A 19,861-nucleotide genomic window follows, 5' to 3' on the forward strand; every position below is an offset into this window, starting at 1 on the left:
TTAGAAAGGTTGGGTGTTCTAATGAAAAAAAGACAAATAATTTCTGCTAGTCGCAGGACAGATATACCTGCTTTATATGGTAAATGGTTTATGAATAGAATAGAAGAAGGCTGGGGAATAAAATACAATCCATATAACAAAAAAGCAAAAATAATATCTTTAAAGCCAAAAGATGTGGACCTAATAGTTTTTTGGTCTAAAAATTATCGCCCATTTTTAGAATGTATAGAAGACTTGAATAAGAAAGGCTACAATTTATTTTTTCATTACACAATTACGGGAGTTAATAGAAAGCTTGAAACGAATATACCTATGCACAAAGAAACTATAGAAACATTTAAAATAATTTCAAATAAGTTTTCTCCGAAACATATATTTTGGCGTTATGATCCCATCATATTTACGCGTTATGATAGTTTTAATACATATTTAGAAACTTTCAATAACATATGTCAAGAATTAGAAGGTTATACGGAAAGGTGTTATATTAGTTTTGCAAATATTTATGGTAAGGTTTTTAAGAGATTAAAAGATAATAGAATTAGCTTGAATGAAGCAAATGAAGAGATAAAAAAGAAATTAGCTAATCAATTAGTTGAAATTGCAGAAAAATATAATATTCAATTATACAGCTGTTGCAATGAATTTTTAATAAATGACAAAATTCAAAAAGCAAGTTGTATAGATGTTAATTTATACAAAGAAATATTTGACATTGAAGCGGATAAATATAAAAAGGCCCCAAGTCGAAAGGGCTGTGGTTGTTTTGAAAGCATAGATATAGGTTTATATGATACTTGTTCTTATCAATGTTTGTATTGCTATGCAAATAATAGTAAAAATAAAATCATGAAAAATATAGATCTTCATGATCCATTTTATCCTGCTTTGCATAAAGGTATAGATGTAAATGCAAAAGAAATGTTAAAAGATATACCTAAAGAGTTTAATGAGCAGCTTTCTATATTTGATATAATTCAATAATTAGCTAAAATGATATAAGAGCTAAACCATCAAATATACTATTATTCTTTTGAGGAAAGCTCGGCAGTTTCATCACTTTTACTTGAAAGAAGTTTATCGGCAAAAAAGTTTATTCCAAGTGCACCTAAAGGAGCTGTATAGATTACCGACAAGACAGCCAGTGCTAGTATTAGTTCTCCTCCGGGTAGCCCCATTGACAAAGGGACTCCACCCATTGCAGCTTGAACAGTAGCCTTAGGGCTGTATGCAATTCCGCAGAAAAGGCGCTCTTTGGAGTTTAAATTTGAGCCTAAAGTTGAAATATAGACCCCTGCCATTCTTATCATTACTCCTGCTGTAATTATCAAAATACCCAGTGGTCCAGCACTAATTGCTACAGATACATCTACAATGGAGCCGATTAAGACAAATAAGAATATCTCTCCAAAAGACCATACTCCCTTTAACTTCTCGGAAAACTCTTCTGCAAACAATTTATGCTTTTCTAAAAGATAAGCCCCAGCTATCATGATGGCAAGTAGGCCGGCGACTTGTAGATAAGAGCTTGCAGTATAGGCAAAAAGAGCTCCCACTGCTAGCACTACCATTCTATCAGTATCGGCCATATCTAATTTTTGATAGATTTTGGTAAGGATAAAACCTACAAGGAGGCCAAATAAGATACCACCTATTATTTCTCTTGGAATAGCTAGTAGGCTAAGTAAGGAACCATCAGTGCCTCCGCCTACAAGCCCAAGAAAAATAGAAATTAGAGTTATGGCAAATACATCATCAATAGAAGCTCCTGCCAAAATCATTACAGGGACTCCTTTATCGTTGCCAACGCCTCTATCCTTTAACTTCAGCATTGAGGGTACTATTACTGCAGGGCTAACAGCAGCTATGATAAAACCCAATATACCCGCTTCGACAAACCCAAGCCCAAACAGATAATGAGCTAACAAAAGTACAGTGAATCCTTCCAATAAACATGGTAGCGAGCCTAACTTAAGGGAGAGCACTCCTACCTTATTTAAAGTTTCACGTCTTAATCCAAGACCTGCTCTAAGCAAGATTAAAATCAATGCAAGCAACCTAATGTCATCAGAGATAGCCAAAATTTCACTTGAAATCAAATCATAATAATTTGGTCCTAACAAAATACCCGTAAGAAGCATTCCTAACAAACCCGGAAGATTTAACTTTTCAAAAACCTTTCCCATTATGAAGCCAGCAACCAGTATAATCAAGATACTTTCGATCATTGTAATATCATCCTTTCTTAAAAAAATAGACTCCTATCCTAATTAAGGATAGGAGCCATTAGCTTCTTAAGAAAGCAGTTTGGAAAATAATCCTGGCGAGCTCCATCGCCGTCAAATTATTTACTTTAGTTTATAGTATACACTTCTAACAGTCAAAATTTATTTTTCAGTAACAATTTGTTTTAATAGCTTAATGTCTGTATCATGTTTTTTGACTAGACTTTGCATCTGAGCTTGGAATTCCGTAAGTCCTGCTGTATGTTCATATACATTATCAACTTTGCGGTTTAACTTTTTTAATTCAGAAGATATATTATCCATCCTAATATCGACTTGCTCAAACCTTTTGTCAACTTGCTCGAACCTCTTATCAATGTGTTCAAACCTCTTGTCAACTTGCTCAAACCTCTTATCTATTTGTTCAAACTTCTTGTCTATTTGCTCGAATCTTTCATCAACTTGCTCAAACCTCTTATCTATTTGTTCAAATTTCTTGTCTATTTGCTCGAATCTTTCATCAATCTGTTTAAATCTATTATCAACTTGCTTAAATCTATTATCAACTTTTTCAAAGCCATCCTTCATTTCAGAATATATATTGTTTAATAGATCAAAGAGTCTATCATTCTCCACTATGTACCCCTCCCAACTACCTTCCCTATCAGTTAACTACTTTCCTTTTATTATTATATCTTTAAATTAATTGCTGAGCAATGTTTACAGGGAATAAAAGTTTAAAATTTTATTGGAGTTATATTGGTTGTAATTGGATTTGCGGGATATAGAAGAAGAGATATACAAGGATAACAGTTAATCACTTTTTCTAGTAATTATATGTAGTTTTATTTTTTGGCCTCTCTTAAGCTTCTTATAGTTTATAATAGTACTCGGTTATTAAACAAAATAGGGAGGGGCTAAATTTACATGAAATCTGTCAAAGCCATTGTTTTATTAATGTTTTTTTTACTGGTTCTAAGTTCCCTAGGCACAGCTATAGTTAATGCAGCAGATGAGGGACAAGATCAAGGAGAAGCCTTTATATCTGCTAGTACACTAAACGTTAGAAGTGGACCTGGTACCGACTATTCAAAGTTAGGTGAAGTGCACGTTGGAGAAAGTTATCATATAGTGGACGAGCATACGGATAGTTCTAAGGAATACAGTGAATGGGTAAAAATCAGTTTGCCAGAAAATTTTGATTACAGTGAAGGCTGGGTTAGTGCTGATTATGTTAATAGCTATGCACCTCTTCAAGGTATTAGTATAGCATTAGACCCTGGTCATGGCGGACCCTGGGATCCGGGTGCAGTAGGGCCTACTGGATTAACAGAGAAAGAAGTTGCATTAGATGTGTCCTTAAGATTGGAGAATTTACTTGAGGACTTAGGTGCAGAAGTTTATATGACTAGAGAAACTGATATTGATGTGCCGCTTTGGAGTAGAGTTAATACAGCGACATGGACCGGAGCAGATATGTTTATAAGTATACATGCTAATGGATCTTACAACAGGGGGTCCCAAGGTACAGAAACCTATTATTCAAACTTCTTTGGTTATCAAGACTATTATTTGGCAGCAAGTTTACAAAATAGCTTAGTAAATCATTTAGGTAGAATGGACAGAGGAGTGCTAAACGGCAATCACTTGTATATTCTTAATCGTTCTACTATGCCTTCTGCTTTAGTTGAATTAGCTTTTATGACAAATTATGATGAAGAGTATCTATTAAGCACCGATTACTTTAGGCAAAGTGCTGCCCAGGGTTTGACTGAAGGTATCGTAAGCTACGTATATAATTATCATTATTAGAATCCTAATTCTGGTACAAGAAGTATGTATTGACTTATAATTGATGTACAAAATTATATGTGGTATAATATGGCCGTGCCCCGGTGCCCCGGGGCACGGGCATATTATGTACTGGTGACAATGTATTAGTTAAATATTATAATTTTAAAAGAGGTTAATGAATATATTTTTGTAAAATATAAGACGGGAGGGTTAGCCTTGTCTACTAAAGTACATAAAAGACTAATTGTTGGGTTTTTATTGATATTTGCTATATTTTCTTTTGGAGTAATGACATTTGGTGAGATAACAGCGACTTTTGCTTATGAAGGACCTGATGAATTTGATAAAAGCGTTGAAATGAAAGAAGAAGATCAAGCAGATACCTATAGGGCAAGAGTTTTAAATGTTAGTGAACAAGATCCTCCGGCAAGCCAACAAAGCTTCACGGAGAAAATACAGATGTTAGAAATAGAAATACTAAATGGCCCGTACGAAGGCGAAGTTTATGAAATAGAAAACCCGATCTCTGGAAATGAATTTTATGATTTTAATGTCTCTGAAAATGACAGAATATTGATTAGGGCAGAAACCGTTGGAGAAGATATAAGTAACTTATATATACAAGATTTTTTGAGGGAGACATATATTTACTACGCTGTAGGAGCTTTTGCCCTGGCTTTATTATTGGTTGGAGGGTTAAAAGGTCTTAAAACCATATTTACATTGTCTCTAACCCTATTTATTATATTTAGATTTATGATACCATTAGTAGCAGAAGGATATAATCCTCTATGGCTTAGTGTAATGCTTGCCTCTTTAGTGGCACTTATAAGCTTGTGTGTTATCGGAGGCCTGAATAAAAAGACCGTTATTGCAATTATTGGTACTGTAGGTGGAGTGTTAGTAGCTGGTGTATTAGCTTTGATAGTGGGTGAAGCAGCTACCCTGACCGGCTTTTCTAATCAGGAGGCACAGCTTCTTCAATATACTGATATTGGAGAGATTGATGTTCAGGGGCTTTTATTTGCAGGGATAATTATTGGTGCCTTAGGTGCTGTGATGGATATTGGAATGAGTATTGCTTCTGCCTGCTATGAGATGAAAGATATAAATCCCGAAATTGAAGGGCAAGACATTTTTAAAGCTGGTTTGAATGTAGGCCGGGACATAATGGGTACAATGTCAAACACACTGGTACTAGCTTATACAGGGACTGCTATGCCGCTTTTATTATTGTTTTTGGCCCAGGACATGGGTTATTCGGAAATAATAAATATGGATATTATAGCAACAGAAGTTGTAAGAGCTATTGCTGGGTCAATGGGTCTTTTGGTTGCCATACCTATTACTGCTATAACTTCAGGATTCTTGTTAGGAAACAAAAAATAGTTATTCGAAGGGGTAATAATATGAAGTATAGAAATAATGATTTTAAAATAGGATGTGGGATTTTTTATGAACGTTTTAAAGAAGACCCTGACTTTTATCTGGAATATTTTGATCATTTAGAAATTCAGGATTTTGTTTTGCCCATTAATTTAGATGAGCGTGCAAGCAAAATAATAAGATTTTATAAAAAACATCTTAAAAATTTTAAAGGAACACTGTCTATTCATGGACCTTTTAAGGAACTGTTTCCAAGTAGTATGGATAAACAAGTGCGTAAATTAGCGTATGAACGTTTCAATAAAGGGTTAAGTATAGGGAAAGAGTTGGGCTGTGATTTGATGGTTGTTCATTCCTGTTACAACCCACTTATGAATTATACCGGGTATCGGGATAACTGGCTAGAAAATAGTTCGATCTTTTGGGAAGAATTTTTAAACAAGTGCAACAAAAACGATATGACGATAGCTATTGAAAACATATGGGATAGGACTCCGGATCATCTAATTATGCTTATGAAAAACTTTAATACGCCCAACCTCAAAATTTGTTTTGATACAGGCCATGCAAATCTATTTTCTTATTTAAGTCAAAAGGAATGGTATGATAATTTGGGTGAGTATTTAGGACATTTGCATATACATGATAATAATGGCGAAGAAGATGAACACCTGCCACCAGGACAAGGAAATATTGATTTTACCCCGTTATTTTCACTTGAAGAATGTAAAGAGATTGCTTTTGTAGGTGAAGTCCAGGGATACACTAAAGAAGGAGAAAGTTTTATTAAATTTTTTTCTCAGTAAAAAGCGCCATATGGCGCTTTTTTATAATATTTTATTTTTTGTAAAAGTTGCACTCACCCTTCAAGCCTGTTATAATATAACAAAACAAAAAACAATTGGCTGTTGTATTACATTTTTGTTTTACTGTATGAAATATTGGTAATATTCACACTATTGCAAAAATTATTCGTCAGATGGGGTGGTTTGGGTGTATCTTTTTGTTATATTGGGGATTTTACTTCCCGTATTGGTTTCACCATTGATGTTAATACTATCGGATAAAAAACGTAAAAGGCTAATGCTCACTATAATTGGTTCGTATGTGTTCTTGGCAATTTATAACTTTTTAGGTGGTTTTCTTGGTGAGGCGGTACTGTTAAGTGAAATAGGATTTTTTGAAGGGTTTCATTTTCAGGAGCACGCTTATAGTAGAATTGCCTTAATTGGCTTTACCTTTGTTGGTGCTTTTGCTTTGTTATTTGGTTTACAAACCCAAACAAAAAGAGAAATGACCATATCTCTTTGGGCATTAGTTGGAGCAGTTGGTGTTTCTTTAGCCGGAGATTTCTTAACAATGTTTTTATTCTGGGAGATTTTGACCTTTTCAGTAGCAGGCTTAATTTTGATAGGAGCTGTTGATAGAGGCAAGATAACATCAGGGATAAAGTTTTTATACTTGCACGTAACAGGAGGGTTATTTCTACTTCTTGGAATATTGCTGCATTATAGTGAGGCTGGCTCTTTTGCTATAGACCAACCTGAAGCGGGAGCAATATTTTTCCTTTTAGGTTTTGGCTTTAAAGCTGCATTTTTGCCTCTTCATGTGTGGGTCAACTGGGGTTATCCAACGGCTTCACTATCTACAAGTGTATTATTGTCAGGTTTGACTACAAAAATTGGAGTTTATGCCATAGCTAGGGTTTTACCTTCGCATGAAGGTATAGTATTGATGGGGGCATTAATGGCAGTAGTAGGTATTACCTGTGCACTATTTCAGAATAATCTTAGAAGTATACTGTCGTATTCTATTGTTAGTAAAATAGGGTATATGTTAGCTGCCATCGGTCTTGGTAGCAGTTTGTCTGTTGATGCGGGGATGCTTCACCTGATTAATCACATGCTTTACAAAGCCTTGTTATTTATGAGTGTGGGAGCATTGTTATATTCTACAGGAAGTGAAGATATAAGAGAGCTTAACCATGGGGAAGATAAATCTAACTTTGATAATGAGCTTAGTCCAGCTTTCAAAATAGTTCCAATAGCATTTGTGGGGGCAGTGATAGGATCATTATCAATATCAGGAGTTCCTCTATTTAATGGATATATTAGTAATTATCTAATAAAATATGCCACAGAAGGAACAGGAATTGTGGAGCCTATGCTGCTTATAGCAAGTGTAGTAACTGTACTGACTTTTGCTAAGTTTGTTTATTATGGATTTTTGAAGGCAAAAGGATATCAAAAAAGAGAAGTTCCCATTTCGATGCAGTTATCTATTGTAGCTACTTCTATTACAATATTGGCTTTAGGTATTTTTCCAGAAATAATATCAGGCTTAGTTCCTTACAGCTCTTCGCTTAGTGTATATTCCCTGTCAGGAGTGAGCGATGTATTGCTCTTAATCGGGGTAGGAATTTTGATCTTTGTAATTACTAAGGGCATTTTGGCTACAAGAATCTTACTGCCTAACTGGCTTAGTATAGAATATATATTTTCAGCTTTTGTTAGAAAGGCGGGATATTCGCTTCATTATCTTCTTGTCAATCTTTTAGATAGGAAAAATAATAAGTCATTTCTAAAAATATTGTTAGATACAGAGACTATTCTTGGAGAAACTACCCTGGTTAACTTGATACAGACCAGCAATGACAGCCAAGCGGCAAAGGCAGAAGGTGAAAGAGGGTTAAGTTTTGATAGTAAGGATGAGAAGATAAAACGTACCTTTAGAAAACCAATAAAGGAGCTAAGAAGGCCGATACAAGAAAGGTTTGAAAATATTAATTTTGACCAAACGCTAATATTTGCTTGCTTAGCTTTGATAATGGCTCTATTAATGTTTCTTGGATAGGGGACATTGGGTAGAAAATTGTTAATAGATGGGAGGTGTGGATGATGAAAGTAAAAGGGGTATTTACGGTAAGTTTGCTGCTGGTATTGTTTGGTATGGCTCTTTCAAGTTTAGGAAATACTGCTCCTATTTTGATTTTGATCCTTGGAGTGGGCTGGCTAGGTGTATTCTCTAGTGGAGCAATATTACTTAAATGTCAGTTTACTACAAACCATGTATGCAAATGTTGTAGAGAACAGTGGCCAGTAGTTACCTTTACCCAAAGTATGATCAAAGGTGCTAGGGACGTACAAGAAGAGCTTTGCCCTAAATGTAGGGAAGAAGTATTTTGACAAAAGCTTATAATAAATTTAGCGGCCCCCTTAGTAGGGGCTTTATTTTTTGCGGTGTTTTTTAGTATAATAAAAACTCGAATAATAGTAAACTTCCAATAACAATTGTTGTGACAATTGATAGAGCAATTATACTTCTAAAGAAAAAAACTGCCCAAAAGTATGTGTTCTTTTGTGAATAGAGTTTTTCAAAAAGATTGCTTTTAAACCTTGAAATAACATTTTTGTTTTTACTCGTGCTTTCTTTTGGTTTTTCCATAAAAATCACCCATTTCAAAATATATTAGTTTTTAGACGTGTTATAAGATTTATATTACTTATCTTGGGTGACTAAAACTATAATTTATAATTTTTAAAAATCATGGGAGGGAGGATTCTTTGCTATGTCCGAACATTCGTCAAATGGGACTAGGTCAAGAATTAAAGAGCTAGAAAAAGAAATAAGCGAGCTTAAAAAAAGGATGCCCGCTCACTCTGTTAAACCTGAAATGGTTTTGGAGCTAGAAGAAAAAGAAGAAGAGCTTAAAGAACTTTTGAAGAAAAAACCTTCATAACTTTAAACTCAAACATGACTCAGGCTGCAAAAAGTCATATGAACAAAGATGTTCTAGATGTATCAATTAAAAACACTATAATTTTGTGAATAGAATTTTTGTAGTAGAATCAAATTTTATATAAAAACCATCTACAGGTTTGGATTTCGTATTTAAGTTCATAGATTTTTTCTGTTTTATTAATCATGCTCTGACATCTGTAGATTATAGTTTTTTTGCCTGCTAGCTTTTCTTCTTTTTTTAGCAGTATTTTGTTTACTTTTACGATAATATTGGAAACTTCCGGGTTTTCTTTTTTTTCATTTATTCTAAACCTTAAAGGGGTTAGAGCCCCGTCTATAGTAGACCAGGAGATCACTTCGATAGGTTTCATGATAATTTTCATAAATATCACCATCACTTAATGATTTATTTAGAACATTTATTCATAAAAGACTTGACATCATAGGATAATCTTTTTCTTTAATGACTCCGCCAAGCATGGGATCTAGGCCTGAATGTAAAAAACAGGAGCGGATCAATACTTCATGACCATATTTTTGGCGCAGCTTATCAATTGCATTATCCATTTTACTTTCTTTTTCGTTATTGTAAGAAAAGATAGTAAGCTGATGGAGTTCATTTGAACATAGATCTGAAAGATGAATCCCCATATGCCTAATAGGTTCCTTCTGCCAGGCTTCTTTCAAAAGTTCTTTGGCATGATGATAAACTTTTTTGGTAGAATCTGTTGGTACTTCAAGCTTTTTCTGGTGTGAATAGGATAAAAAAGAACTGTTTTTTAACTTTATAGAAACAAGGCCAGCAGATTTTTTTGATTTTCTAAGCCTCATTGACACTGTTTCTGTAAGAGAAAGAAGAATTTTTTTGGCTGTGTCCATATCCTTTACATCGAAGGGGAGGGTAGAAGAGTTGCCAAGCCCCTTCATGGGAAGACCTTCCCTTCGAACAGGTGAATTTTCAATTCCATTTGCGTAGTTCCATATCAATATACCGTGGCTTTTTAAGAAACGTTCTAAGTAATATGGCTTTGATCTAGCAAGCTCTCCGATGGTTTTTATCCCTCTATTTGCAAGCTTTTCTCTTGTTCTACTTCCAACCATCAAAAGTTCTTTTGTATCAAGAGGCCACATCTTGTCGGCTATTTCATCAGGATAAATAGTATGAACCCTATCGGGCTTTTTTAGCTCAGAAGCCATTTTGGCAAGAAGTTTGTTGGGGCCTATTCCTATATTAACTGTAAAGCCCAGTTCTTTTTTTATCCTTTCTTTAATTTCATGGGCTGCTGTTATTTCTTCGCCAAAGTGTTTTTCCATATTGGTGTAGTCCAAAAACATTTCGTCTATAGAATACTGCTGTATTAAAGGAGAGTATTCTTCTAACACCCTGACCATCTCTTCAGAACATCTGGTGTAGAGAGTATAGTTTGGAGGAACAGTTTTAAGAAAAGGGCACTTTCTTTTTGCCATAAAAAGGGTTTCTCCTGTTGAAATGCCGTATTTTTTTGCAGGGATTGATTTTGCAAGTACGATGCCATGGCGCTTTTCTTCATCTCCTCCCACTATGGAAGGAACAGTTCTTAAGTCAAGTTCATAGCCCTTTTCTAGCCTATCTATGGCTTCCCAGGAGAGATAAGCAGAATTTACGTCCACGTGGAAGATAGTTCTTTTAGACATTTTTTGCTCCCCTTTTTTAGTGTAATAATGTAATGGAAATTCTGGTGCAAAAAGTTATTTTTTGCACCAGAATCAACTGTGTATAGACATTATATATCAAACATTAGTTCGGTGTAAAGCCTAAACAAAAAACAATTTTTTCCAGTGATAAATATAAAAAGAGCTGCTTTGACTTATTAAAGTTTAAGATAGCAGCTCTTTTTAAAAAAATTATTAACTTTTTATTTTACTAATTCAAAATCGTCCTTACCTGCCCCACAAATAGGACAAACCCAGGATTCAGGGATGTCTCCAAAGGAAGTCCCTGGGGAAACATCATTTGTCGGGTCTCCTTCTTTAGGGTCATAGATGTACCCACATACGATACAGCGATATTTTTCGTTTTCACCTTCTGGTGATTCTTTTTCATTTTTATTTTCTGTTTCTCTAGAGGTGTCTTCAGCCTGGTAAGTGGGAGCTGTTTTTGGGGCTTTTCCTTTTTTGACCTGGTGGTAATAAGCGTAGGTCATGGGTTCGCCTTCTCCTACTATTTGGGCATCAACTAGCTTACCTACAAAGATGGTATGGGTATAAACATCTATGCTGTTTATTATTTCGGCTTCTAGAACAGAAAGTGAAAAGTCTTTAAATAAAGGTGCTCCTGTCACCCCTTTTTCACAATCTATATCTTTAAATTTATCAATGTCTCTACCGCATTTGAACCCGAAGTGTCCAATCGTCTCCATGGGAATGTCCTGTGTTAAGACTGAAGCACTAAAAACTTTACTTTCTTTTACGTATTCATGGGTTAGATTTTCTTTGTTAATGCTTACGGCAATAGTTACAGGTTCAGAAGTGATCTGGATGATGGTGTTGGCTATTTGTCCGTTCCACTTATCTCCTTTTTTGGAGCAGACTATATATAATCCATAACTGATACTTCTTAATGCTTTTTTGTCCATGATAATCCCCCTTAGTGTAATTAATTTGATTTTACTTATAAAATTATAAATTGCTAATTATATTGTACCAAAAAATGTAAAGACATTAAATAATAAATACTGACAGTAATTTTCATAAAAAAATAATTTGATGTTAAGAATTAATTAATAGCAGGCAAAAAGTAGTGGTTAATAGAAGTATCTCAATAACCATTCAATAAATATCAAGGAGGTAGAAATAGCTGTGAATTTAGTTTTATTTGTTATATTAGTTGCAATTGCAATTTATCTTTATCGAAACGATAAAAAAGACTGGGTTGAAGTATATGAAGAGGATGAAGAGTCGTTAAATAAAGTACAGAGAAGAATTAAATATCTAAAAGATAAAGGAATAAAAAGCCGTTTAAAAGCACCTGCTACAAAAGGAATAGCATTACAAAATTCACCTGCCGACGTAGGGAGGGTGAAAATACTTGTAAAGAAAAATGATGAAGAAAGAGCTCGGCAGCTTTTGGAAGAATATTCGCTTGAAGAATAAATAAAAGAAGAGTAATATATATATTACAGTGACATTTTTCATTAAATTTTCGTCTTAATAATATGAAAAAGATATAGATATAGAGAAGTAGTAATGAAAAATTTATATATTTGAGGGGGATTTATATGAAAAATTTTGGGAAACTTAAAAGTCCTAAAAGTTTTTGGCTTATTGTACTAATCTTAGGTATTACTATGATGGTTGTGGCAGGATGTGGTAATGACACAAACAACGAGAATGAAAACGAGAACGAAGAAGAGACTGCAGCGAACGGCGGTGAAAATGGAATTTATCAAGAAGATGAGATAAAAATTTATTTTACAGAAGATACAGGGACGAGTTTTGTTAAGGGTTATGAAACTAGAGAGGTGGAAAGAGTTACCCCTGAAGAAGCAATGGAAATGTTTTTAGATGGGCCAGAAGATGAAGATCTATATGGTATCCCAGAGGATGTGAAATTACTTGGGATAGAGGTGGAAGATGAAATTGCATACGTTGATTTTTCTAGTGAACTTTTAGATATAGTTTTAGGGCATGAATCTGAAATGGTTTTGGTTGATACTATTGTTAGTACGCTAACTGATTTTGATGGGATTGAAAAGGTGCAGATATTAGTAGAAGGGGAAACGGCTGAAAGTATCTCGGGCCATGTGGAGATTAATGAGCCTCTAGAAAGATGGTAGTAGACCAAAAGGTTAATAAATTTATGTTTGTATAAATCTTGCTAAAAGGAGTCCTTAGAGGGCTCTTTTTATTTTAATAGAAAATTGATGTAATTATGAATAAAAAGGGACAAATTTTAAAATGCTTCGTCTTTATAATTGAACACAGAAGTGAATAGATCCCCTGAAAAAGAGGTGAAAAAGGTGATAAAAAAGCCTGATGAAGAGTTATATGATTTCGATGAAATATATGAGAACTATAATTTAAAGATATATAATTTTTTATACTATAAAGTTCAAAATCATGAAGAAGCCCAAGAGCTGACCCAGGATACTTTTAGAAAAGCCTGGACAAAAATCAAAAACCTTGAACTTACTGAAGAACAAATACAGAGTTATCTATATACTACAGCAAAAAATACATTGTATGATACCTGGAGAAAAAGAAGGATAAAAACAGTTAGTATAGACAATGTCAAAGATTCTGCTTCAGAGATGTTACTCCCGGAGGATCAGGCTATAGAGAAAGAAGAGATGGAAACTCTTCGAAGTGCCATGGATAAACTTCCCCCTGATCAGAAAAAAGTTTTGGAGCTCAGGGTAATGGAGGGTTTGTCATCCAAAGTAGTTGCTCTAAAAATGTTAAAGACTCCAGGTGCCGTAAGAAACCTTCAGTATCGGGGGATTAAAAATCTAAGAGATATATTAAAGGGAATGGAGGCATTTGAAAATGACTTCTAAAAGGAAAGAAGAATTGTTAGATAAATTTATAGATGATATTAATAACGATCAAAAGCCTCGTGTATATAAAAAAGAGAAAATTAATCAAGAGTTGACCCCAGATTTGGAAGAAGATTTTGAAACGATAAGAAAGCTAAAACGTTGTAAACAATTAAGACCAGATAGCAGGTCAAATGAAAATTATAGAACCAGTGAATCTATTGGGAGAACTATTGTGAAAAAGCCTGTATTTAAAGGAGTAGCAGCGGCTTTTGCATGTTTTTTACTCTTGTTCTTTGGAGGAATATTTACAGATGATAATAATGCTAATATAGTTCAAGCGATGGTTGAAAAATATGAAGAGATAACTGGCTACTCGGCTGAAGTAAAAGTAACTTCCATAGATAATGGGGAAGTAACCCATGAGACTTTTAGAGAGATAAATTTTAAAAAACCTGATCTATATAAAGCAGTTGAATCATGGGATAATGTAAAGAGAACAAATATAAGCGATGGAGACACATTATGGATAATTAATGAAGCTGTAGATAAGTCAACGGATACATCTAATAAAAGCGTTACTGTTGAGCCTCTTTTTCCAGAAAAAGAGTTATGGCGATATCATTTAGGAACTCAAATATCGGGGATTGATGAAGCAGAGATTATTGAAGAGATGGATAAAGAAGAAATAGCGGGGCGAAGTGCCCGGGTGATTAGATACAAATACAACGAAAAAGAAGAATACTGGCATAAAATCTGGATTGACGAAGAAGAAAAGTTTCCTTTGAAATTAATATTAAAGGGAGGTCCGGATAGTAAGCTGGTAGTTGAATATGAAAATCTTGAAATAAACCCTGGCTTTGATGAAAATACTTTTGTATTTGATGAATTGGATGTTGATATTGATAGTATAGATAAAAGTTTGACTTTTAATAAACTCCTTGATGATAAACAAGAATTAGAAAGTCTGTTGGAAAGGGAGGTATATTCTCTAGATAAAGATGATGTATCAGGAAAGGATATAGACCTTGAATTGAACAAAGTCGGGTATATAGATACTAATTGGTTGTATCAGGGAGTTTTAAGATATGAGGACAAAGAAGATAAAGAAAACTTCTTAGATATCTATCAGGGAACAGCAAGAGAAGAGGAAATGCTGCTTTTTGGAGGAGGAGAAAAGGGTGAGGTAGGTAAGATAGGTGAGGATAACTTACTTGAATTCTTGGAAGGTGAGACTGGACTTTTTGATAATTATCCAAAACCCGTTAATTATTTGAGGTTTAGAATTAACGGGGGAAATGCTGAGAATGGAAAAGATAAAGTTGCAATAGTTTCTAACCTCCCCGCAGAAGTTATGGTTAATTTTGCCGAAGAGTTAACAGGAAAACAGATTAAATTAGAAGGATACTAACAAAATTTCCACTTCTTAAAGCTTAAAGTGGTTGTGACTTTGCTTTAAGAGGTGGATTTTTTAATATTTTATAACTACTTTTTTTCCATTTATCCGTCTTGAAAGGATAAATGATAAAATTTTTTGGGAGGGGAGATGGATTATGTTAAAGAAACCAATGATTATTTTGTTAGTAGTGTTACTTAGTTTACCAGTTATTACTGCGGCAGAAGAACAAGAAAATGAGGTAGGAGAAGATGTTGTTGAAGATTTGCCAGAAAATGAAGTGCAAGAAGATGAAGCTGAAGTGGAAGGAAGAGAAAAAGATGGGGTGTTGATCGAAGTAGTTGAAGAGGTAAGAGAAGATGACGAATATAGTTCTGAGATGGAAGCAGGAGAAGCTATCCCAGAAGAGGCTGAAGTCAAAAGCCAAAACTCGTCGGGTGATATAAATGTGAGTGGGGAAGGTAGTGTGTCAGTAGAACCAGATATTGGTTATGTTAATTTTTCAATAGTAGCAGGTGGTGAAAATATAAATGAGCTTTATCAGGACAATGTAAGTACTGTCAATGAAGTCGTAGATGCACTAGTAGAACATGGCGTTAGTAGGGATAATATAACAACTGAAGGATTTAATATAAGAGATGATTATCGTCATTTGCCACCTGAAGAAAGAGAAAAAGAACCTTCCTATGTTGTAACTACTGACTTAAAGGTATTAGTTGAGGACCTTGAGGAAGAGATGGGCGAGGTTATGAATATTGGAATAGACAGCGGGGCTAACCGTGTAAGTTCAATTCAGTTTGATGTAGAAGATCCAGAAGAACATTATTACGATGCTTTAGAAAAAGCACTTGAAAATGCCGAAAAAAAGACTGAAAGAATAGCTGACTTTTATGATGCTTCCCCAGGTGAAGTTAAAATGGTAAATGAAGACCGGGCCCAAATAGGAAGAGGAGTCCAAATGGAAATGGCAGATGCAGAATATGCCGAGGAAGCTGCATTAGGAGATACACTTCCCATTGAGCCAGGCGAAATAAGCTTTGAGAGTCAGGTGCAAGTTAAATATGGCCTGAATTAAATTTAAAAAAATCTACGAAAATAAAACTCCAAAGCAGTAATGTTTTTATCTAAATATTACTGCCTTGGAGTTTTTATTTGTATATAAAAATTTTTGCTGGTTGGGTTATGTATTTTCAGCTACTATGAACTTTAACACGTCAAGGGTTAGGTTTTTATCTTCTTTTATTTTAAAACCAGCTTTCTTTATATTAGATAATGTTTGCCTATTGATATTAGCTCCCCATAGTCGAACAGTTATTGGGTTGAATAAATTCATAAAAGCCTTCATAATTTTATATTCACTTATTACATGCTCTAGCATGATTAACTGCCCTTCTGGTTTTAGTACCCGTTTCTAACCCTTTAACAGGATTGCAACACGGTCATACCTTCGTTTAATTTTAGAAGTATTATCTAACACCATTTTATTCACCCTCAAAGCATAAGGTCATCATAAATATTTACTGTCCCAGCCGAATTTACATTTTTTACATTGGAATTGACTTTTCAAAACTCTCATTATTACAAAGCCAGCAGTAACCGCACCTACCACTCCATAGGTGGATATAGTCGGTTCAAACGCTTCGGAAATTTCACCCCAGAGTATAATGATTCCAAACACTACAACTGCTGAGAATATATTAATTTTAACCCTGACATTACGTGGATGGTTATTTTTTACCTGGTTGCTACTGCAGTTGGGACAATATATAACTTTTTCATTATCTTTTTTTGTATTATCTTTGTTGGCTTTTTTTATATCTTTTCTAGGTTTATTGTTTTTTTTCTTTTGTTTTTTCTTTTTTTTGCCCAAATTTAATTCCCCTTTCAACAACTAATCACAATTTAATAATTCCTCAAAAAAAGCCTGTCCTAATTAATTTTACATTAAACTCTATTCATGCTACAAATGATTTTTAGATTTTTAGGATAGGAACTAACTTAAGCGTATAATTTTGTTAATTCAATAAATTATGATATATTAAAATGTGTTTAGAATATAATTGCAGGAGGTACTAAAATGGAACAGATGAATCTTGTAGCTACTTCCACGTTTGGGCTTGAAAGGGTCCTTGCTGATGAACTTCAAGACTTAGGATATAAGGATCTTGAGATCGAAAACGGTAAAGTAAACTTCAAAGGTGATGTTTACGATATATGCAGGACTAATTTGTGGCTTAGAACAGCTGATAGGGTTAAGATTACTGTTGGAGAATTTGAAGCTACTTCTTTTGAAGAGCTTTTTGATAAGACATATGACCTGCCCTGGGAGGATTATATCCCGGCTGATGCTCACTTTCCTGTTGAAGGGAAGTCAGTCAAATCAACGCTTTACAGTGTCCCTGACTGTCAAAAGATTGTAAAGAAAGCTGTTGTGGAAAAATTAAAAACTAAGTACAAAACCGATTGGTTTGAAGAAGAAGGTCCTTCCTTTGTAATTGAGGTAGCCCTTCTAAAAGATACGGCTTCATTAACTATAGATACTACTGGAGCGGGTCTGCATAAAAGAGGATACAGGCAAAACTTTAAAGGGGCACCGCTAAAAGAAACCCTCGCAGCAGGGCTTGTAAAGTTAGCAAAGTATAAAGCTGAAACCCCTTTGGTTGATCCCTTTTGTGGTCTTGGTACGATACCAATAGAAGCGGCATTGATTGGGAAAAACCTTGCCCCCGGTCTTTTTAGGGATTTTACCTTTGAAGACTGGCCCTTTGTTTCTATGGAGACTTTTGACAGAGCAAGAGAAGAAGCAGATGATTTGGCAGAGCCGGATAGGTCTCTTTCTATAATAGGAACAGATATCGATGAAGAAGTGGTTAAGATGGCCAGGGATAATGCAAGGCAGTTTGGTTTAGAAGATGATATTCACTTTCAACAAAAGCCTTTATATCGGTTTGGCACTAAGAAAAAATATGGCAAAATAATTTGTAACCCTCCTTATGGCCATCGACTAGAAGAGGAGAAACAGGTAAAAAAACTATACAAGGAAATGGCAAAAATGTTTTCAGATTTAGAAACTTGGTCAATTTATGTCTTAACTCCAGAGAAAAACTTTGAGAAAATTTTTGGCAAAAAAGCAGCTAAAAGAAGAAAGTTATATAATGGAAGGATAGAGGTTCATTATTATCAATATTTTTAATTTATAGATAAACTTGAATTTAGTTAACAGATTGATGGACTAAAACACATAATGGGGCTTGAGCTGGACTGATCCAAAGATAAATCTTTGGATCAGTCCATTTTTATTGTTTAAATTTTTTGATTTTTTATCTATTGTTGAATCTTATGACATTTAGTACTATAATAAAAAGTACTACAATATATAGTAAAACTTTTTAACATTCTATAAAGGTATTCCATTAAGTGTTCCAATATAAACTTTTTTAAGTTAAGCGATATATAAAACATAATTTATCTAGAGGGAGGTAAAAAAATGCTTGGTTATTACCCCGGATGTACGGTTAGGGCAGAAGAGCAGGGATTTGAAAGACAAACCTTGGATTTATTTGATTATTTTGATGTAAGTGTAAAAGAGCTAAGTGAGTGGGAGTGCTGCGGGGCGGTATATCCTCTATCAAAGGATGAGTATACACCTCTTCTTTCATCAGCACGAGCCTTACTGCAGACAAGAGAGGAAGGGTTCGACGGTCTTATTACCCTTTGCAGTGCATGCTATCACGTGCTGCAGCGGGTTAAGCTTCGCTTGAAAAACGATAAAGAAGCAGAGAGAAGAGTAAACAGTATTATTGAAGAACAAATACCCACTGATGTTAAGGTGTATCATTTTTTGGAGGCAATTGAGGAATATATTGGCTTTGATGCTTTGAAAGAAAAAGTAGTTAACTCATTAAACGGAGAAAAAATTGCACCGTATTATGGATGTTTGCTCCTTAGGCCTTATGATGAGATTGGCTTTGGCGGTGAAAATAAGCCAGAAGCTATGGAAAAAGCTATAGAAGCTATTGGCGGAGAAGTTATTAATTATCCCTACAGTTCAGATTGTTGTGGGGCTAGCTTAATGTTAACCAAAAAAGAAGCTGCCTATAAAATGTCTGGGAAAATTATTGAATCAGCCTGGTCAGCTGGTGCTAATCGTATTGTGACTTCATGTCCTCTATGTAAATATAACCTGGAAAAAACATTACAGGAAGATATTACAGATCCTAAGATGCAAGCAGGGTTGAAAATAGATTACATCACATCACCTTTAGCAAGTGCTTTAAACATAAAGCACAGGGAAGGAGGGGTAGACAAAAATGCGGTTTAGTTTAAATAGTGAAACCTCTGGAACAAAAAAAGAAAATGCTGCTATTTTGGATGAGTTAGAGATGATTACAGAAGAAAAGTTTTCTAACTGTTTTCAGTGTGCTAAATGCAGTGCAGGGTGCCCTGCATCTGAATATATGGATTTATACCCCCATCAAGTAATTCTGATGGCTAAGCTTGGACTTTTTGAAAGGATTTTTGAGAGCAAGTCTATATGGATCTGTACATGTTGTTTTGCCTGCGGCAGCCGCTGCCCACAGGATCTCGATCCTGCGAGGATTATGGAAGGATTTAGATTGATTGCGTTAAGAAAAACAGAAAGTAGACCCGAAGTTTATCCTTTCAAAGGGGAAATTCCCCGCCAGGCTTACGTAGCACATTACAGAAAGAATTTTAAATAGAGAGGGTTTTTCCATATACTGCATGAAGAATGGGGACGGTTCTGCTGCTTCGGCAAGAAAAAAGGAAGCACCAGAACCGTCCCC

At 34.7% G+C, this 19,861-nt stretch carries 22 protein-coding genes and 1 riboswitch; of the genes, 15 read left to right on the forward strand and 7 right to left on the reverse strand.

The window, feature by feature from the left end:
- The first annotated feature begins 21 nt into the window (after positions 1-21).
- Positions 22-984, forward strand: a complete 963-nt coding sequence (locus tag ACONDI_RS15370; RefSeq protein WP_241079408.1) for a DUF1848 domain-containing protein — start codon at positions 22-24, stop codon at positions 982-984.
- Between the two features lie 41 nt (positions 985-1,025).
- Here ACONDI_RS15370 and ACONDI_RS15375 read toward each other — a convergent pair whose 3' ends face one another.
- Positions 1,026-2,228: a cation:proton antiporter gene (locus tag ACONDI_RS15375; RefSeq protein ID WP_241079409.1), complete on the reverse strand. Its 1,203-nt coding sequence runs from the start codon at positions 2,226-2,228 to the stop codon at positions 1,026-1,028.
- 42 nt (positions 2,229-2,270) lie between these two features.
- Positions 2,271-2,347: riboswitch (Fluoride riboswitch) on the reverse strand.
- Between the two features lie 40 nt (positions 2,348-2,387).
- Complete coding sequence (locus tag ACONDI_RS15380) at positions 2,388-2,861, reverse strand: hypothetical protein (protein ID WP_241079410.1); 474 nt, start codon at positions 2,859-2,861, stop codon at positions 2,388-2,390.
- 291 nt (positions 2,862-3,152) lie between these two features.
- Here ACONDI_RS15380 and ACONDI_RS15385 point away from each other — a divergent pair, with 291 nt between their 5' ends.
- The 6 genes from ACONDI_RS15385 to ACONDI_RS15410 all read left to right on the forward strand — a co-directional run bounded on the left by ACONDI_RS15385 (position 3,153) and on the right by ACONDI_RS15410 (position 9,144).
- Positions 3,153-4,037, forward strand: coding sequence for an N-acetylmuramoyl-L-alanine amidase family protein (locus ACONDI_RS15385; protein WP_241079411.1), 885 nt, complete (start codon positions 3,153-3,155; stop codon positions 4,035-4,037).
- 198 nt (positions 4,038-4,235) lie between these two features.
- On the forward strand, positions 4,236-5,408 hold the full coding sequence (locus ACONDI_RS15390; protein WP_241079412.1) for a YibE/F family protein: 1,173 nt from the start codon (positions 4,236-4,238) through the stop codon (positions 5,406-5,408).
- A 20-nt stretch (positions 5,409-5,428) separates the two neighbouring features.
- Positions 5,429-6,211, forward strand: a complete 783-nt coding sequence (locus ACONDI_RS15395) for a sugar phosphate isomerase/epimerase family protein (RefSeq protein ID WP_241079413.1) — start codon at positions 5,429-5,431, stop codon at positions 6,209-6,211.
- A 187-nt stretch (positions 6,212-6,398) separates the two neighbouring features.
- On the forward strand, positions 6,399-8,258 hold the full coding sequence (locus ACONDI_RS15400) for a proton-conducting transporter transmembrane domain-containing protein (RefSeq protein ID WP_241079414.1): 1,860 nt from the start codon (positions 6,399-6,401) through the stop codon (positions 8,256-8,258).
- A 41-nt stretch (positions 8,259-8,299) separates the two neighbouring features.
- Positions 8,300-8,590: a hypothetical protein gene (locus ACONDI_RS15405; RefSeq protein ID WP_241079415.1), complete on the forward strand. Its 291-nt coding sequence runs from the start codon at positions 8,300-8,302 to the stop codon at positions 8,588-8,590.
- 383 nt (positions 8,591-8,973) lie between these two features.
- Positions 8,974-9,144 (forward strand): hypothetical protein, encoded by a 171-nt coding sequence (locus ACONDI_RS15410; RefSeq protein ID WP_241079416.1) that lies wholly within the window; start codon positions 8,974-8,976, stop codon positions 9,142-9,144.
- Between the two features lie 109 nt (positions 9,145-9,253).
- On the opposite strand, the gene ACONDI_RS15415 is transcribed toward ACONDI_RS15410, so the two are convergent.
- From ACONDI_RS15415 to rd, 3 genes are all read right to left on the reverse strand, one after another.
- The gene (locus ACONDI_RS15415) at positions 9,254-9,529 is read right to left on the reverse strand and encodes a hypothetical protein (RefSeq protein ID WP_241079417.1); all 276 of its coding nucleotides are present in this window, start codon (positions 9,527-9,529) and stop codon (positions 9,254-9,256) included.
- Positions 9,530-9,569: 40 nt separating this feature from the next.
- Entirely contained in the window at positions 9,570-10,820 is a 1,251-nt protein-coding gene (locus tag ACONDI_RS15420; RefSeq protein WP_241079418.1) for a DNA polymerase Y family protein, read from the reverse strand.
- A 221-nt stretch (positions 10,821-11,041) separates the two neighbouring features.
- On the reverse strand, positions 11,042-11,761 hold the full coding sequence (gene rd, locus ACONDI_RS15780) for a rubredoxin (protein WP_241079419.1): 720 nt from the start codon (positions 11,759-11,761) through the stop codon (positions 11,042-11,044).
- A 223-nt stretch (positions 11,762-11,984) separates the two neighbouring features.
- On the opposite strand from rd, the gene ACONDI_RS15430 reads away from it, so the two are divergent.
- From ACONDI_RS15430 to ACONDI_RS15450, 5 genes are all read left to right on the forward strand, one after another.
- A complete protein-coding gene (locus tag ACONDI_RS15430) occupies positions 11,985-12,278 on the forward strand; it encodes a hypothetical protein (RefSeq protein WP_241079420.1) in 294 nt (97 codons plus the stop codon).
- A gap of 125 nt (positions 12,279-12,403) precedes the next feature.
- Positions 12,404-12,961, forward strand: coding sequence for a GerMN domain-containing protein (locus ACONDI_RS15435; protein WP_241079421.1), 558 nt, complete (start codon positions 12,404-12,406; stop codon positions 12,959-12,961).
- 183 nt (positions 12,962-13,144) lie between these two features.
- Positions 13,145-13,681 carry an RNA polymerase sigma factor gene (locus ACONDI_RS15440; protein ID WP_241079422.1) on the forward strand — a complete coding sequence of 179 codons (537 nt, stop codon included), beginning with the start codon at positions 13,145-13,147 and terminating at the stop codon, positions 13,679-13,681.
- Positions 13,671-15,071, forward strand: a complete 1,401-nt coding sequence (locus ACONDI_RS15445; protein WP_241079423.1) for a LolA family protein — start codon at positions 13,671-13,673, stop codon at positions 15,069-15,071. Before ACONDI_RS15440 ends, ACONDI_RS15445 begins: the two co-directional genes overlap by 11 nt.
- A 142-nt stretch (positions 15,072-15,213) precedes the next feature.
- Positions 15,214-16,131, forward strand: a complete 918-nt coding sequence (locus ACONDI_RS15450; RefSeq protein ID WP_241079424.1) for an SIMPL domain-containing protein — start codon at positions 15,214-15,216, stop codon at positions 16,129-16,131.
- A gap of 105 nt (positions 16,132-16,236) precedes the next feature.
- Here the strand turns inward: ACONDI_RS15450 and ACONDI_RS15455 are convergent, their stop codons facing one another.
- Together ACONDI_RS15455 and ACONDI_RS15460 are read right to left on the reverse strand one after the other, a co-directional pair.
- The gene (locus tag ACONDI_RS15455) at positions 16,237-16,434 is read right to left on the reverse strand and encodes a hypothetical protein (RefSeq protein WP_241079425.1); all 198 of its coding nucleotides are present in this window, start codon (positions 16,432-16,434) and stop codon (positions 16,237-16,239) included.
- Positions 16,435-16,563: 129 nt separating this feature from the next.
- Positions 16,564-16,926, reverse strand: a complete 363-nt coding sequence (locus ACONDI_RS15460) for a hypothetical protein (RefSeq protein ID WP_241079426.1) — start codon at positions 16,924-16,926, stop codon at positions 16,564-16,566.
- Positions 16,927-17,133: 207 nt separating this feature from the next.
- On the opposite strand from ACONDI_RS15460, the gene ACONDI_RS15465 reads away from it, so the two are divergent.
- The 3 genes from ACONDI_RS15465 (at position 17,134) to ACONDI_RS15475 (ending at position 19,777) form a co-directional block, all read left to right on the forward strand.
- Positions 17,134-18,249 carry a THUMP domain-containing class I SAM-dependent RNA methyltransferase gene (locus tag ACONDI_RS15465; RefSeq protein ID WP_241079427.1) on the forward strand — a complete coding sequence of 372 codons (1,116 nt, stop codon included), beginning with the start codon at positions 17,134-17,136 and terminating at the stop codon, positions 18,247-18,249.
- Positions 18,250-18,543: 294 nt separating this feature from the next.
- Entirely contained in the window at positions 18,544-19,377 is an 834-nt protein-coding gene (locus tag ACONDI_RS15470; protein WP_241079428.1) for a CoB--CoM heterodisulfide reductase iron-sulfur subunit B family protein, read from the forward strand.
- Positions 19,367-19,777, forward strand: a complete 411-nt coding sequence (locus ACONDI_RS15475; protein WP_241079429.1) for a 4Fe-4S dicluster domain-containing protein — start codon at positions 19,367-19,369, stop codon at positions 19,775-19,777. The genes ACONDI_RS15470 and ACONDI_RS15475 overlap by 11 nt, the downstream gene beginning before the upstream one ends.
- Positions 19,778-19,861 lie beyond the last annotated feature (84 nt).

It is taken from the genome of Natranaerofaba carboxydovora, assembly GCF_022539405.1.
Taxonomy (GTDB): domain Bacteria; phylum Bacillota; class Natranaerobiia; order Natranaerobiales; family Natranaerofabaceae; genus Natranaerofaba; species Natranaerofaba carboxydovora.

What these genes read in the sequence shown, in the direction of transcription:
- ACONDI_RS15370 (WP_241079408.1), top strand. Translation starts at nt 22, where the DNA reads ATGAAAAAAAGACAAATAATTTCTGCTAGTCGCAGGACAGATATACCT.
- ACONDI_RS15375 (WP_241079409.1), bottom strand. Translation starts at nt 2,228, where the DNA reads ATGATCGAAAGTATCTTGATTATACTGGTTGCTGGCTTCATAATGGGA.
- ACONDI_RS15385 (WP_241079411.1), top strand. Translation starts at nt 3,153, where the DNA reads ATGAAATCTGTCAAAGCCATTGTTTTATTAATGTTTTTTTTACTGGTT.
- ACONDI_RS15395 (WP_241079413.1), top strand. Translation starts at nt 5,429, where the DNA reads ATGAAGTATAGAAATAATGATTTTAAAATAGGATGTGGGATTTTTTAT.
- ACONDI_RS15405 (WP_241079415.1), top strand. Translation starts at nt 8,300, where the DNA reads ATGATGAAAGTAAAAGGGGTATTTACGGTAAGTTTGCTGCTGGTATTG.
- ACONDI_RS15410 (WP_241079416.1), top strand. Translation starts at nt 8,974, where the DNA reads ATGTCCGAACATTCGTCAAATGGGACTAGGTCAAGAATTAAAGAGCTA.
- ACONDI_RS15415 (WP_241079417.1), bottom strand. Translation starts at nt 9,529, where the DNA reads ATGAAAATTATCATGAAACCTATCGAAGTGATCTCCTGGTCTACTATA.
- ACONDI_RS15420 (WP_241079418.1), bottom strand. Translation starts at nt 10,820, where the DNA reads ATGTCTAAAAGAACTATCTTCCACGTGGACGTAAATTCTGCTTATCTC.
- rd (WP_241079419.1), bottom strand. Translation starts at nt 11,761, where the DNA reads ATGGACAAAAAAGCATTAAGAAGTATCAGTTATGGATTATATATAGTC.
- ACONDI_RS15435 (WP_241079421.1), top strand. Translation starts at nt 12,404, where the DNA reads ATGAAAAATTTTGGGAAACTTAAAAGTCCTAAAAGTTTTTGGCTTATT.
- ACONDI_RS15445 (WP_241079423.1), top strand. Translation starts at nt 13,671, where the DNA reads ATGACTTCTAAAAGGAAAGAAGAATTGTTAGATAAATTTATAGATGAT.
- ACONDI_RS15450 (WP_241079424.1), top strand. Translation starts at nt 15,214, where the DNA reads ATGTTAAAGAAACCAATGATTATTTTGTTAGTAGTGTTACTTAGTTTA.
- ACONDI_RS15455 (WP_241079425.1), bottom strand. Translation starts at nt 16,434, where the DNA reads ATGCTAGAGCATGTAATAAGTGAATATAAAATTATGAAGGCTTTTATG.
- ACONDI_RS15465 (WP_241079427.1), top strand. Translation starts at nt 17,134, where the DNA reads ATGGAACAGATGAATCTTGTAGCTACTTCCACGTTTGGGCTTGAAAGG.
- ACONDI_RS15470 (WP_241079428.1), top strand. Translation starts at nt 18,544, where the DNA reads ATGCTTGGTTATTACCCCGGATGTACGGTTAGGGCAGAAGAGCAGGGA.
- ACONDI_RS15475 (WP_241079429.1), top strand. Translation starts at nt 19,367, where the DNA reads ATGCGGTTTAGTTTAAATAGTGAAACCTCTGGAACAAAAAAAGAAAAT.